The following is a 12,540-nucleotide window of genomic DNA, read 5'->3' as shown; positions in this document are numbered from 1 at the left end:
GCCCAAGGCCCTACCCCTGGCCGACATCACCAGCCTGCTTGAAAGCCCCGACCCCGCCACCCCCGCGGGACTACGCGATAGGGCCCTGCTCGAATTCCTCTACTCCACGGGTGCCCGTATCAGCGAAGCCATCACGGTTGATATCGATGACCTAGTCATCGACCGAAACTCTACGGAAGAAAACCCCCAGCTGCCCGCCGTCGTGAGACTCTTCGGTAAAGGCAACAAGGAGAGGGTGGTGCCCGTTGGCTCCTACGCCGCCCGGGCTATCGACGACTACCTGGTGCGCGGACGCCCGGCGCTCGCCTCCCGCGGCAGGGGAAATGCTGCCCTCTTTCTCAACGCGAGAGGCGGGCGTATCACCCGGCAGGGGGCATACCTCATCCTTAAAAACCACGCTGAACGGGCGAAAATTCGGGCTGAGATCTCTCCGCATACCCTGCGCCACTCCTTCGCAACCCACCTGCTTGAGGGTGGGGCCGATATTCGTGTGGTGCAGGAACTTCTGGGGCATGCTTCGGTGACGACAACCCAGGTCTATACCAAGGTCACCGCCGATACCCTGCGCGAGGTCTTTGCAGCTAGCCACCCCCGCGCCCGCTAGATATACGAGAGAAAACGATAAATACTACCCCTCAGACAGACCAAGCCCGCTTAGATACCGATACCTTCGATGTGCTGGTCATCGGCGCTGGCCCGGTGGGAGAGAACCTTGCCGACTACGCCACCCAGGGCGGGCTGAGCGTTGCCCTGATCGAACACGAACTTCTGGGCGGGGGAGTGCTCCTACTACGCCTGTATGCCTTCAAAGGCCCTGCTGCGGCCCTTGCAGGTAGCTACAATCGCCGTCACCGCCCAGCTACCCGTTAAGCTGCTGCGGCACGCGGTACCTGCCTACCCAACGTCCTCAGAAATCTGGCTGCGTCTGCTCGAAAAACTACCCAGGGAGCTGCGCTAGTACTGCCAGATAGGTAAATAGCACAAAGTCGGCTGGCTGAGAAGCAAGAAGCTTTTCAGCCAGCCGACTCAGCGAGTGCGCTGCTAAAGGTGGAGATTAGCTCAGGTGGCGCTCGTCCACACCGTCGTAGGCAGAGAGCGGGCGGATCAGCGAATTCGCTGCGCGCTGCTCCAGGATGTGGGCGGTCCAGCCGGTGATGCGGGAAGCCACGAAGATGGGGGTGAAGGTGGGGGTATCAAAGCCCATCAGGTGGTAGGTGGGGCCAGCGGGGTAATCCAGGTTGGGCTTGATTCCCTTAGCCTCGTCCATTGCTTCAGCCAGACCCTGGTAGAGACCGATGATGTCGTGGCGGCCGTAGTATTCGACCATGTCGAAGAAGGACTTCTGCATGGTGGGCACACGAGAGTCGCCGTTCTTGTAGACCCGGTGACCGAAGCCCATAATCTTCTTCTTTTCTGCCAGGGCGGCCTCCATCCATGCCTTTGCACGAGCCTTAGCATCCGTCTGGGACTCACCCTCAATCACACCGATTTCATCGAAGGTGTGCTGCACAGCCTCGTTGGCGCCACCGTGCAGGGGGCCCTTGAGAGCACCGATAGCGCCGGTGACAGCCGAGTGCAGGTCTGAGAGAGATGAGGTGATGACGCGGGCGGTGAAGGTAGAGGCATTGAAGGAGTGCTCGGCGTACATGACCATGGAGACGTTGAAGGCGGTCTTGACCTCGGGGGCCGGGACTTCGCCGAAGGCCATGTAGAGGAAGTTGTCGCAGTAGTCCAGGTCTTCGCGCGGGGCAATGATGCCCTGGCCCCGGCGGCGACGCTGGTCGTAGCAGACCACAGCCGGCATGACCGCAAAGAGTTCCTTGGCCTTGAGCAGTTCGGTCTCGGGGGAGAGATCCTCGCTCTTGGGGTCGGCTGCGCCCAGGAAGGAGGTCGCCGTGCGGCAGACATCCATGGGGTGGCAGTCGGTGGGCAGGGCATCGATAACTGCCTTGAGGGCGTCGGGCAGAGCCCGGTGGGCTCGCTCGAAAGCGGTGAACTCTGCCAGGTCTTCGTCGGTAGGCAGCTCCCCGTTCCAGAGCAGCAGGGCTACCTTCTCAAAGGGGACGGTCGCCAGTTCCTGTACCGGGTAGCCCCGGTAGAGCAGGGAGTTGGTTTCTGCGTTGACCTTTGAGATGGCGGTGTAATCAGCAACTACACCGGCCAGACCTTTTTTGACGTCGTTGTCGCTCATGTCTGTTTCTCCTTGTTCGTTTAGGCTTCGAACTTACCGGGAACCTCGAAGTTGAAGATGCCGGTGTCGAACTGGTTGTAGGCCTCGTAGTCGACCAGGTTGTAGAGGCGGGAGCGGGTGAACATCTGCTCCACGTAGGCCTCCTGGGTACCATCGGACTCGATGGTTTCCAGGACGCGTTCCATGGCTCCCAGCGAGGAGCGCAGCAGGGTGACGGGGTAGATAATCATTGAGATACCCGCTTCAGCCAGCTGTTCCTTGGTGTAAAGCTCGCTCTTGCCGAACTCGGTCATGTTGGCAAGAACCGGCACGTCCACAGCGTCGCAGACAGCCTTGAACTCGTCGAGATTCTTCATGGCCTCGGGGAAAATCGCATCGGCGCCGGCATCGACCAGAGCCTTGATGCGGTTGATGGTTTCCTCAAGGGAAGAGGTGCCGCGCAGGTCGGTGCGGGCCATAATCAGGAAGTTCTCGTCCCGGCGGGCCTCGGCTGCGGCCTTGATTCGCTTGGTCGCGGTTTCAAGGTCAACCATGTTCTTGTTGTCGAGGTGGCCGCAGCGCTTGGGGTTGAACTGGTCCTCGATGTGGCAGCCTGCCAGGCCGTATTCTTCGAACTCCTGGATGGTGCGGGCCACGTTCATGGGTTCGCCAAAGCCGGTATCGGCGTCCACAATGGCGGGCAGATTGGTGATGCGGGCAATCTGTCCTGCGCGCTGGGCTACCTCGGAGAGGGTGGTGAGGCCGACGTCCGGAAATCCCAGCTCGTTGGCCAGCACTGCACCCGAGATGTAGATACCGTCAAAGCCTTTTTCTTCGATCAGGCGGGCTGAAATGGGGGTGTAGGTGCCGGGGAACTGGCGGATCTGGTCGCTGGCCAGCATCTCGCGCAGGTTCTTGCGTTTTTGGGCTGCGGTTTTTGAAGCGTACAGCATTAGAAGATACCCTTCTTGCCGGTTTCAAGGTCGATGGAGGCGGTGATGTTGAGGGCGTCCAGCTCACCTGCGCCCAGGTTAGCCAGGTTCTCGGCTGCCTCGATGAAGCGATCCTGCTCAGCTTCTGCAACCTTGCCCTCAGCCAGCTTGCGGAACTTGCCGATGTAGTCCTCGCGGGCGAAAGGACGGGCGCCGAGCGGGTGGGCGTCCGCCACAGCGATTTCTTCGCTGAAGGTCTCGCCGTTAGCCAGCTTGATTTCAACGCGGCCACCGAAGGCCTTTTCTGCGGGGTCGTTGGAGTGGTAGCGGCGGGTCCACTCGGCGTCCTCGGCGGTGGTGACCTTGTGCCAGAGGGCTACGGTGTCTTCGCGCTGGGCACGATCGGGGGCGTAAGAGCCGACGTGATCCCACTCGCCGTCCTGCAACATAACGGTGAAGATGTAGGGGATGGAGTGGTCCAGGGTCTCGCGGGTGGCGGTGGGGTCGTATTTCTGGGGATCGTTGGCGCCAGAGCCGATGACGTAGTGGGTGTGGTGGGAGGTGTGCAGAACAATCGACTCGATGTTCTCGGGGTTGGCGAATTCGGGGTGTTCGCGGTGCAGCTTGCGGGCCAGGTCAATCCATGCCTGGGCCTGGTATTCAGCGGAGTGCTCCTTGGTGTAGGTGTCGAGGATGGCTCGCTTGGGCTCGCTAATCTCGGGCAGGGGCACTTCGTAGTGGGCATCGGGGCCGTCCAGCATCCAGGCGATGACGCCGTCCTCACCCTCGTAAATCGGCACGGGGGAGGTCTGGCCGCGCATAGCGCGGTCAACCGCTTCAACTGCCATCTTGCCCGCAAAGGCGGGGGCGTGGGCCTTCCAGGTGGAGATTTCGCCCTTGCGGGACTGGCGGGTTGCGGTGGTGGTGTGCAGACCCTGGCCGATGGCCTGGAAGATGGTTTCGGTATCCAGGCCCAGCAGGGTGCCGATGCCAGCGGAGGCGGACGGACCGATGTGGGCGACGTGGTCAATCTTGTGCTTGTGCAGGCAGATGGCTTTGACCAAATCGACCTGGACCTCGTAGCCGGTAGCGATACCGCGAATCAGGTCGCGGCCGGTGGAGCCCACGTGCTGGGCTACTGCCAGAATCGGGGGAATGTTGTCGCCGGGGTGGGAGTATTCGGCGGCCAGGAAGGTGTCGTGGTAGTCGAGTTCGCGCACTGCCACGCCGTTGGCCCAGGCTGCCCATTCGGGGGAGACCTTGGTACTGGTGGGGACGCCGAAGATGGCTGCGCCCTTACCGTTGGGGGAGTGGGCGTGAGTGAGGGCCTGGTCGCGGGCGGAGATGATGGGGCCGCGGTTGAGAGAAGCGATAGCGACAGAGGCGTTGTCGATGATGCGGTTGATGACCATCTCTTCGACCTCGGGGAGCACATCAACGGGGTCGGTGGCTACCTGGGCGAGCTTGTAGGCGAGCTGGTCTTCGCGGGGCAGGTTTTCTTCGGACTTATAAACTCGAACGGAGTGCAGCTTGGTCACTGATGTTTCCTTTCAGGTTGTTCCTACCGGCAGCGGCGCCGGTGAGGGTTTTCTTAGGCTGTTGGTTCTGGATGGTTGAAAAGACTGTGCTGGCTCTGGGAGGCTGCGGCCTCTTCGATGGCGTAGAGCGCGTTGGCCAGGTGCAGACGGGTAGCGGCTTCAGCAAGCTGCGGGTCGCCGGAGGCGATACAGCGAGCAATCTGGGCGTGCTCTTCAGCCGCCTGCTCTAGCCGGATGGGGTTGGCCTTAGAAAGCTTGCGGATGCGGGTGAGCTGGGTACGCAAGGACGTCTGTGCTTGGTGCAGGTAGCGGTTGTTGGCTGCCGCGTCGATTGCGGTGTCGAGCTCATCCACCAAGGCGTAGTACTCCGCCAGTGAGGCTTCTCCGCAGTGCAGGGCGAATGATGCCTCTTCAAAGGCCTGTGCCAGCTCTTTGAAGACCTTGGAATCGCCTCTTCGGGCCGCAAGTGCTGCCGCCGTGCTGTCGAGCGAGGTGCGGAGCTCAAAGAGGGCGTACACATTCGCTAGAGAAATCGGTGCAACGATGACGCCGCGGCCCGGCGCCGGTTCGGCAAGACCCTCGGCGAGAAGGCGGGATATAGCTTCGCGGACGGGAGTACGAGAGACCCCCAAGCGCTCTGACTGTTCTACCTCTGCAATCACAGAACCGGGAGCGAGCATTCCCTCCATGATGTCGCTGCGCAGGCTCTGATAGGCCAGTTCACCAGCTCTCATTCGTTCTCTCCTTTCACAGTTTTGTGATGTGTTGCACTGAAATTGGCGGTTGTGACCACTCTAAAACACCGCCCCGAGTTTTGTATACAAAAGGGGGAAAATTTTCGGACTATGCATGAAATAATGTGTCATTTTCACTAGTTTCACAAATTTCTGTATACAAAATCTTGCCAAATGTGACTCCTCACACTATGGTGGAGTCACCCCCTCATGACAACCCACCACCGGCGTCCGTAAAGGAGCACCCCACATGGCAACATACGCTGACACCTACACCCGCAGTATCGAAAACCAGGAAGAGTTCTGGCTGGAGCAGGCACGGGCCATTAGCTGGTCAACCGAACCAACCCGCGCCCTTGATAGCGACGCTGCCCCTCTGTACCGCTGGTTCCCCGACGGCACCCTCAATACCTGCTACAACGCCGTTGACCGCCACGTAGAAGCCGGCCACGGCGATCGCACCGCCATCATCTACGATTCAGCCATGCTCGGCACCCGCCAGAACATTACCTACTCAGAACTCAAAGGTGAGGTAGAAAAAATTGCCGGGGCGCTCGCGTCCGCCGGGGTCGAAAAAGGCGACCGTGTGCTCATTTATATGCCCATGATTCCCCAGGCTGCCATGGCTATGCTGGCGGTTGCCCGTTTGGGTGCCGTGCACTCGGTGGTCTTTGGTGGCTTTGCCCCCAACGAGCTAGCTAGCCGTATCAACGACTGCTTGCCCACCGTCGTCTTGACCGCCTCTGGCGGTGTGGAACCCAAGCGCCGCATCGAATACATTCCCGCTGTAGAAAAGGCAATTGAGCTATCGCAGACCAAGCCTGCGACCGTGCTGGTCTTTGAGCGTGAGGGCTTTGAGAACTCGGTATCTGATGCGGTGCGCCGGGCTGAAGAGAACTCCACAGGCGTGACCTGGCTCGATTGGGGTCAGGCCGTTGAGGCAGCCCAGCCACACGCGCCTGTCGAGGTGAAGGCCACCGACCCCCTCTACATTCTGTACACCTCCGGCACGACAGGTTCTCCCAAGGGTGTAGTGCGCGATAACGGTGGTCACGCCGTGGCTCTGACCTGGACCATGAAAAATATTTACAACGTGGGCCCCGGCGAAGTGATGTGGTGTGCCTCGGACGTGGGCTGGATTGTGGGCCACTCCTATATTGTCTACGGCCCCCTGCTGGCCGGGGCAACCACCGTGCTCTATGAGGGTAAGCCTGTTGGCACCCCGGACGCTGGCGCCTTCTGGCGGGTTATCCAGGAATCCGGTGCCAAGTCCCTTTTTACCGCTCCCACCGCCCTGCGAGCCATCCGCAAGGCTGACCCCGAAGCTGAGCTGCTCGGCGGCTACGATATTTCCTCCCTGCAGCTGCTCTTCGTTGCCGGTGAGCGCCTAGACCCCGAAACCTACCACTGGGCCACCGAGAAGCTAGGTGTGCCCGTGATTGACAACTGGTGGCAGACCGAAACCGGCTGGGTCATTGCGGCTAACCCCCGCGGTCTGGAAGCCCTGCCTCTGAAGCCAGGCTCCCCGTCCGTTCCTTCCCCCGGCTACAACCTTCAGGTGCTCGACCCGTTTGGCGAGCCGGTCGGCCCCGGCGAAGAGGGTAACCTTGCCATCAAACTCCCCATGCCCCCGGGCACCCTGCCCACCCTCTGGGGTAACGACGACCGCTACATTTCCTCCTACCTCGACGCCTTCCCCGGCTACTACACCACCGGCGACTCTGGCTACATCGATGAAGACGGCTACGTCTTCGTCATGGGGCGCACGGACGACGTCATCAACGTATCGGGACACCGTCTCTCAACCGGTGCTATGGAACAGGTGCTGGCAGCCCATCCGGCCGTTGCTGAATGTGCCGTCATCGGTATCGCTGACCAGCTCAAGGGCCAGCGACCTGCCGGGTATGTGGTGCTCAAGGCTGGGGCGGATATTACCGAAGAACAGCTGGCTGCCGAGCTCATTGCCAGCGTGCGCAACGATATCGGGGCTGTTGCTGACTTTAAGGACGTCAAGATTGTGGAGGCCCTGCCCAAGACCCGCTCCGGCAAGATCCTGCGCAAGACCATGCGCCAGATTGCCGACGGCGAGCAGTACACCGTGCCCTCCACCATCGAAGACATGAGCGTGCTGGATGATATCGCTAAGGTGCTGCGTAGCTAATTTGTGTATAGAGGTTTAATCATAGGAGGTTCCGCAGGCTCACGCTCGCTGTCGACCCTCTCGCCTGGTTCGCTTCGCTCACAAGGGCGATTCACGCTAGCCGCCGAGCCAGCAGCTTCGCTGTGAGCCTGCTTCACCCTCCCTGTATGAATAAGCCTCTTGGTTTACCCTGGCAGGGGTAAAATCGCGAAATGGGTAGGGTGGTTGCCCGTGTCATACTGATAATCATGACAACCCTTCTCGCTGCTATTCCTACCCTGCTCGGACTGGGGCTCATGATGGGCTTTAGCCCCTCGCTCTACAGTATTACCTTTCTGGCACTCATTGATGACCCCAGCAAAATGCATATTGTCCGCTGGATTAGTGGCGGGATTGTCATAGGGGCTTCCACCCTCGTCATGCTTTTCCGCTTCGTTGACCCAGAGAGCTTGATACAGCTGGTTCACAGCGATACGAGCAAAATTCTCGTGCGAAAGAGCATTGACGCCGGCGCTGCCCTGCTACTTGCGCTTTCGGCAGTTCTACTCTGGGTGCGCAGAAACCGCCCCAAGAGGGTACATAAGGTTAAAAACTCACACCTCTCACCGCGGAAAGCTGTGCTGGAAGGTTTTTTGAATTCGGCTATCGGATTGAGCTCAATGGCAACGATGTATATGGTGGGTCGCCTGCTCACATCGGTGAGCCATAATTCGGTTGAATGGGTGCTGGCCTATCTCATCTTTACAGTCGGTATAGTCGGGCCCTACCTGCTACTCGAAGCAAGCTGGGACCGTTTCCCGAGTTTTGCTCATACTGTCACCGGGCTCCTCGCAAGAACTAAGAATGCCAACCTAACTGCTGTCTATAGCCTGATATTGCTGGTTGGGGCAGTCTTCTTTGGGGTGCTGGCTGCCCGTTAGATTGGGGAAGATTTGATTCATGTCGATTTACGCCCTATATTTGTATCTGTTCCTAAAACAAATACAAAAAGGATGTTCTGTGGATACCAAGTTCTCGGTCGCCGTACACACCTTGGTCATGCTCTCGGAATCCGACGACAAACTCACCTCCGAAGCCATAGCAACCAGCGCGGGCACCAACGCCAGCTACATCCGCAAAATCATTTCCCTACTCAAAAAAGCAGACCTGCTCGACCGCATCCCCGGCAGCTTTGACTACCAGCTAGAAAAGCCGAAAACCGAAATGACCCTGCTCGATATCTACCGGGCAGTTAACCCCAACATCCACATTGATACCCACCAAAACGCCAACCCGGAATGCCCGGTAGGGGGCCACATCAACGCGGTGCTCGACCCCATCGCAGCCCTTGCCGAACAGGCCATGACCGACCAGCTAGCAGGAATCACCCTGGACGCGGTCATCGAAGATATCAGGGCCAGCTACCTAGCAGCCCATCCCGACGCTCAAATTTAACATCACCTCCACCGTCACCCACCCGAAAGAGAAAACTATGAAAGCCTTGACCCTCACCTCCTACGCTAACGGCGGCACTACTCAGTGGGCGGGTGTCCCCGCCCCGTCGCCGGGCCCGGCCAGGTGCTTATTGGCGTCCGCGCCGCAGGTCTTAACCCACTCGACTCCATGGTTGCTCGCGGTGACTTCAAGCGCCTGCTACCCTACCAGCTGCCGGTTATCCTGGGGCAGGAAGTCGCCGGGGACGTCCTCGCCGTCGGCAGCGGCGTCACCGACTTCTCGGTCGGGGATAAGGTCTTTACCCGCCTGCCCATTGACGCCATTGGTGGCTTCACCGAGCAGGTAGCTGTAGACGCTACCCAGGTTGCACCCATGCCTACCAATCTGACCTACGCCGAAGCTGCTGGACTGCCCCTCGTCCTGCTGACCGCTATCCAGGCTTTCACCGAAAAGGCCCCCATCAAGCCCGGCGATAAGGTCTTTATCCAGGGCGGTACCGGTGGGCTGGGCTCTATCGCCATCCAGGTTGCCAAACACCTGGGCGCAACCGTCGCCACCACCGTCAGCACCAAGAACGTCGAGCTGGCTAAGACCCTGGGCGCCGATGTGGTCATCGACTACCGCACCCAGAACTACGAGGAGCACATCTCGGGCTACGATATCGTGCTCGATACTCTAGGCGAGGGGGAGACTACCCGCTCCATGAAGGTACTGGCACCCGGCGGCACTCTGGTGACCGTATCTGGCGCCCCCGACACCGACTTCGCCGCCCAGCTCGGCAAGAAGTCCCTGGCCCCGGTCATGTGGTTCCTCAGCCGAAAAGAGCGGGCAGCTGCCAAGAAGCTCGGCGTGACCTACAAGTTCCTCTTCATGCGGGCCGACGCAGGCCAGCTCAAGAGCTACACCCCCGCTATCGAATCTGGCGCTATTAAGTCCCTGGTCGCCCAGACCCTACCCTTTGACCGCCTGGAAGAAGCCCTCGACCTGCTCGCCGCAGGTAAGGGCGGCCCCGGCAAAATCGTCGTTGAAATCAACTAAGGAAAGAACCATCATGACTATGCTCTACCAGCAAGCCCCTAACCAGACCGTCACCGCCGCAGACGGCACCGTCTTCGCCTACCGAGAATTCGGCCAAACCGACAGCACCGCAACCCCGGTCGTCCTCTTCGTCCATCTGGCTGCCACTCTCGAATGGCCGGGTTCCCACCTCTATCAAGGGCATGGCAGACCAGGCCCTCAACTTCATCGACGCTATGGGGCTCACCCGTATCAAGCTCTTCTCCTTCTCCCTGGGTGGCTTCGTCGCCCAGGAGGTTGTAGAACAGCGCCCCGAACTGGTCGAAAAGCTGGTGCTCACCGGCACCGGCGGACGCGGCGGGGCGGGTATCTCCCAGGTTGTTGGGGTGACCTTCGCCGACATCGCTCGCGCCCTCATCGCCCACACCGACCCCAAACGCTACCTCTTCTTTAACCACGACGCCGCAGGCGGTGCAGCTGCCCAGGAATTCCTGGACTTCATCAACGCCCGTACCCTGGATAAAGATCAGCCCATGAGCACCCTGGGCTTTTTGACCCAGCTCGCCGCCATCTACCGCTGGGGTAAAAAGCCCAAGGCCCAGCTGGCGTCCTTTATCACCATGCCCACACTTATCGCCAACGGGGATATTGACCGCATGGTGCCCACCGAAAACTCCTACGAGCTGCACCACCGGATCCCCGGCAGCGAACTGGTGATTTACGAGAACTCCGGCCACGGCGGAGTATTCCAGTACCACCGGGAATTTGGTGCCAAGCTCGTTGACTTCCTAGCCGACGAAAACTAGCCGGCCCCGGAAGAGATAAGGACCACCTATGGCACAGAACCCCACCTTTACCAAGGAATTTTCGTCTTCTATTCTGCTCTGGATTCGCAACGGCATGACCGTGCAGGAAGGCAAGGACTACTGGGCTGGAGAGCACGCCCAAATCATTGCCGCCTCCAAGGGCCTCAAGGAGTACCGCCAGCTTCATATCAGCGAAACCGAGCACAGCTTCTGGCCAGCCCGCCCAGACCTAGAAACCTCGGTGCGCGCAGACCGCCGTATCAACGGGATTGCTGATGTGACCTTCCAAAGCACCCTGGCAGCAACGGCAGGACGCGAGCAGACAGCCCAGGCCTTCAAAGACGAAATTAATGTCTTCCGCCGCACCCTCATGTATATCGGCCTGCCCGGCTCAACCCGCTGGTACACCACCCCGGCGGCAGGCTCCGCTACCCGCTACCGGGACGTTATCTTCTTCCGCCGGGCCGAAGGCGCTCGCGGTGGGGCCTTTAAGAGCTTTATGCATGCGACGCTGGCTCCCACCGTGCTGGGCCACGCTGGTGTGAGCGAACTGCGAACCGAAACCTTCCTGCCTTGGCACAAGAAGACCTGGGACACCCCCAACGTCGCCCACGATAACCCCAAAGCAGACCGCTACCACGGCTTGATGGTTATCGGTTTTGAGAGCGAGGCTGCCCGCACTGACTTCTACGAGCAGGTGGCTCCTCGTCTTAACTCCACGGTTGATGGGGTAATCAGCGCTATCCATAGCTTCGCTATCGAAGACACCAAGGTCTTCGTGGAGGGCGGGCGCCGCCTGCCCGCCTAGGGGCGGTCCTGGTAGAGGGCAGCTAACCCAGCTAGATTCATCTGCACACTGGTAGCAAATAAGCGGTTGAGGGCGCGGGGCGATTCTTTCGCCCTGCTCATCATCGCAGGGCTGACCGGGTAGGCTCTCGTCGGAGTATCCCTGTACTCAGACAAGCTCCAGGCAGATAACGCGGCCGAACGCTCCCGAGCAGTCAAGAACGACCGGGACCTCATCGGCCAGCGCTTTGAGGTGCCCCGCGACGGCAAAACCCCGGTCAGTCTTAACCTCTACCAGCCAGCACAGGCTGACCCCGGGCAGGTCCGTCCCCTCATCATCAACGTCCACGGGGGAGGGTTCGTCTACGGCGACGCCGACGTGCTCGACACCCAAAGCCAACGCCTGGCAGATAGCTGGGGCGCAACCGTCCTCGCCATCGACTACACCAAGGCAGACGTCCAGCCTGTAGAGTACGGGGTTGAAGAGATCGCAGACGTTGTTCGTTACGCCCAAGAGAACTCCGACTACTTCGCCATCGACCCCAACAACACCCACCTCATGGGTACAGCGCAGGGGCCTTCTACGTTGCCTCAGCAACCCAAGAACTCGTCGAAACGGGTACTCCCGTTGCTTCCCAGATACTCGTCGTGCCTTGGACCGACGGGCTAGACACCGACCTGCCCAATAACCTCCCACCCACCCTCTTTGTCCTAGGCGGTAACGACCCCATCTCCCAAAAATCCACCGACTACCAAACCGTCTCAAAGAGGCAGGCGCTCCCGTAGAAGTTATCGAATACCCCGCCGCCCACCAGGCAGAAAAAGCCATCGGAAACTGGATTCAGGAAAAGACGAAAGCCCAGCTTGCACCCACCGGCTAAACTGGTAGGTAAAAGTCTTGAACCCAACCAAAGGTGAAACACAGTGACTGAAACCGGCGCTGAGCAGCTCGGCCCCACCGGCCGCCCCCTGCGCATCTACCC

At 59.9% G+C, this 12,540-nt stretch carries 13 protein-coding genes and 1 pseudogene; 10 read left to right on the top strand and 4 right to left on the bottom strand.

Going from position 1 to position 12,540, the window contains the following annotated elements; translation table 11 throughout:
- The 3 genes and pseudogenes from E4U03_RS11610 to E4U03_RS13225 all read left to right on the top strand — a co-directional run.
- Window positions 1-604: tyrosine-type recombinase/integrase (locus E4U03_RS11610; protein WP_167752420.1), on the top strand; the 604-nt coding region annotated here is incomplete at its 5' end.
- 17 nt (window positions 605-621) lie between these two features.
- Window positions 622-823: pseudogene (locus tag E4U03_RS11605) on the top strand (FAD-dependent oxidoreductase); the annotation flags it as partial.
- Window positions 800-958, top strand: a complete 159-nt coding sequence (locus E4U03_RS13225) for a hypothetical protein (RefSeq protein ID WP_194210414.1) — start codon at window positions 800-802, stop codon at window positions 956-958. The pseudogene E4U03_RS11605 and the gene E4U03_RS13225, both read left to right, overlap by 24 nt.
- A gap of 96 nt (window positions 959-1,054) precedes the next feature.
- Here the strand turns inward: E4U03_RS13225 and E4U03_RS11600 are convergent, their stop codons facing one another.
- Genes E4U03_RS11600 through E4U03_RS11585 form a run of 4 tightly spaced genes read right to left on the bottom strand, consistent with a single transcriptional unit; the run spans window position 1,055 to window position 5,374 of the window.
- Window positions 1,055-2,191 carry a bifunctional 2-methylcitrate synthase/citrate synthase gene (locus tag E4U03_RS11600; RefSeq protein ID WP_135013888.1) on the bottom strand — a complete coding sequence of 379 codons (1,137 nt, stop codon included), beginning with the start codon at window positions 2,189-2,191 and terminating at the stop codon, window positions 1,055-1,057.
- A gap of 20 nt (window positions 2,192-2,211) precedes the next feature.
- On the bottom strand, window positions 2,212-3,123 hold the full coding sequence (gene prpB, locus E4U03_RS11595; RefSeq protein ID WP_135013887.1) for a methylisocitrate lyase: 912 nt from the start codon (window positions 3,121-3,123) through the stop codon (window positions 2,212-2,214).
- Entirely contained in the window at window positions 3,123-4,640 is a 1,518-nt protein-coding gene (locus E4U03_RS11590) for an MmgE/PrpD family protein (RefSeq protein ID WP_135013886.1), read from the bottom strand. The genes prpB and E4U03_RS11590 overlap by 1 nt, the downstream gene beginning before the upstream one ends.
- Window positions 4,641-4,693: 53 nt before the next feature.
- Window positions 4,694-5,374 (bottom strand): GntR family transcriptional regulator, encoded by a 681-nt coding sequence (locus E4U03_RS11585; protein ID WP_135013885.1) that lies wholly within the window; start codon window positions 5,372-5,374, stop codon window positions 4,694-4,696.
- 250 nt (window positions 5,375-5,624) lie between these two features.
- Between E4U03_RS11585 and E4U03_RS11580 the strand changes: the two genes are divergently transcribed.
- The 7 genes from E4U03_RS11580 (at window position 5,625) to E4U03_RS11550 (ending at window position 12,227) form a co-directional block, all read left to right on the top strand.
- Window positions 5,625-7,535, top strand: coding sequence for a propionyl-CoA synthetase (locus E4U03_RS11580; RefSeq protein ID WP_135013884.1), 1,911 nt, complete (start codon window positions 5,625-5,627; stop codon window positions 7,533-7,535).
- Window positions 7,536-7,762: 227 nt separating this feature from the next.
- Entirely contained in the window at window positions 7,763-8,434 is a 672-nt protein-coding gene (locus E4U03_RS11575) for a hypothetical protein (RefSeq protein WP_209304169.1), read from the top strand.
- A 79-nt stretch (window positions 8,435-8,513) separates the two neighbouring features.
- Entirely contained in the window at window positions 8,514-8,948 is a 435-nt protein-coding gene (locus E4U03_RS11570; protein ID WP_135013882.1) for an Rrf2 family transcriptional regulator, read from the top strand.
- An 84-nt stretch (window positions 8,949-9,032) separates the two neighbouring features.
- A complete protein-coding gene (locus tag E4U03_RS11565; protein ID WP_135013881.1) occupies window positions 9,033-9,986 on the top strand; it encodes an NADP-dependent oxidoreductase in 954 nt (317 codons plus the stop codon).
- Window positions 9,987-10,168: 182 nt separating this feature from the next.
- Window positions 10,169-10,771: an alpha/beta hydrolase gene (locus E4U03_RS11560; RefSeq protein WP_322785925.1), complete on the top strand. Its 603-nt coding sequence runs from the start codon at window positions 10,169-10,171 to the stop codon at window positions 10,769-10,771.
- A gap of 28 nt (window positions 10,772-10,799) precedes the next feature.
- Window positions 10,800-11,579: a hypothetical protein gene (locus tag E4U03_RS11555; protein WP_167752419.1), complete on the top strand. Its 780-nt coding sequence runs from the start codon at window positions 10,800-10,802 to the stop codon at window positions 11,577-11,579.
- Window positions 11,580-11,810: 231 nt separating this feature from the next.
- Window positions 11,811-12,227: an alpha/beta hydrolase gene (locus tag E4U03_RS11550; RefSeq protein WP_167752418.1), complete on the top strand. Its 417-nt coding sequence runs from the start codon at window positions 11,811-11,813 to the stop codon at window positions 12,225-12,227.
- The last annotated feature ends 313 nt before the right edge of the window (window positions 12,228-12,540 follow it).

This window comes from Rothia nasimurium, assembly GCF_004569295.1.
GTDB lineage: Bacteria > Actinomycetota > Actinomycetes > Actinomycetales > Micrococcaceae > Rothia > Rothia nasimurium_B.
This window is presented reverse-complemented; position numbering and strand designations above follow the sequence as displayed.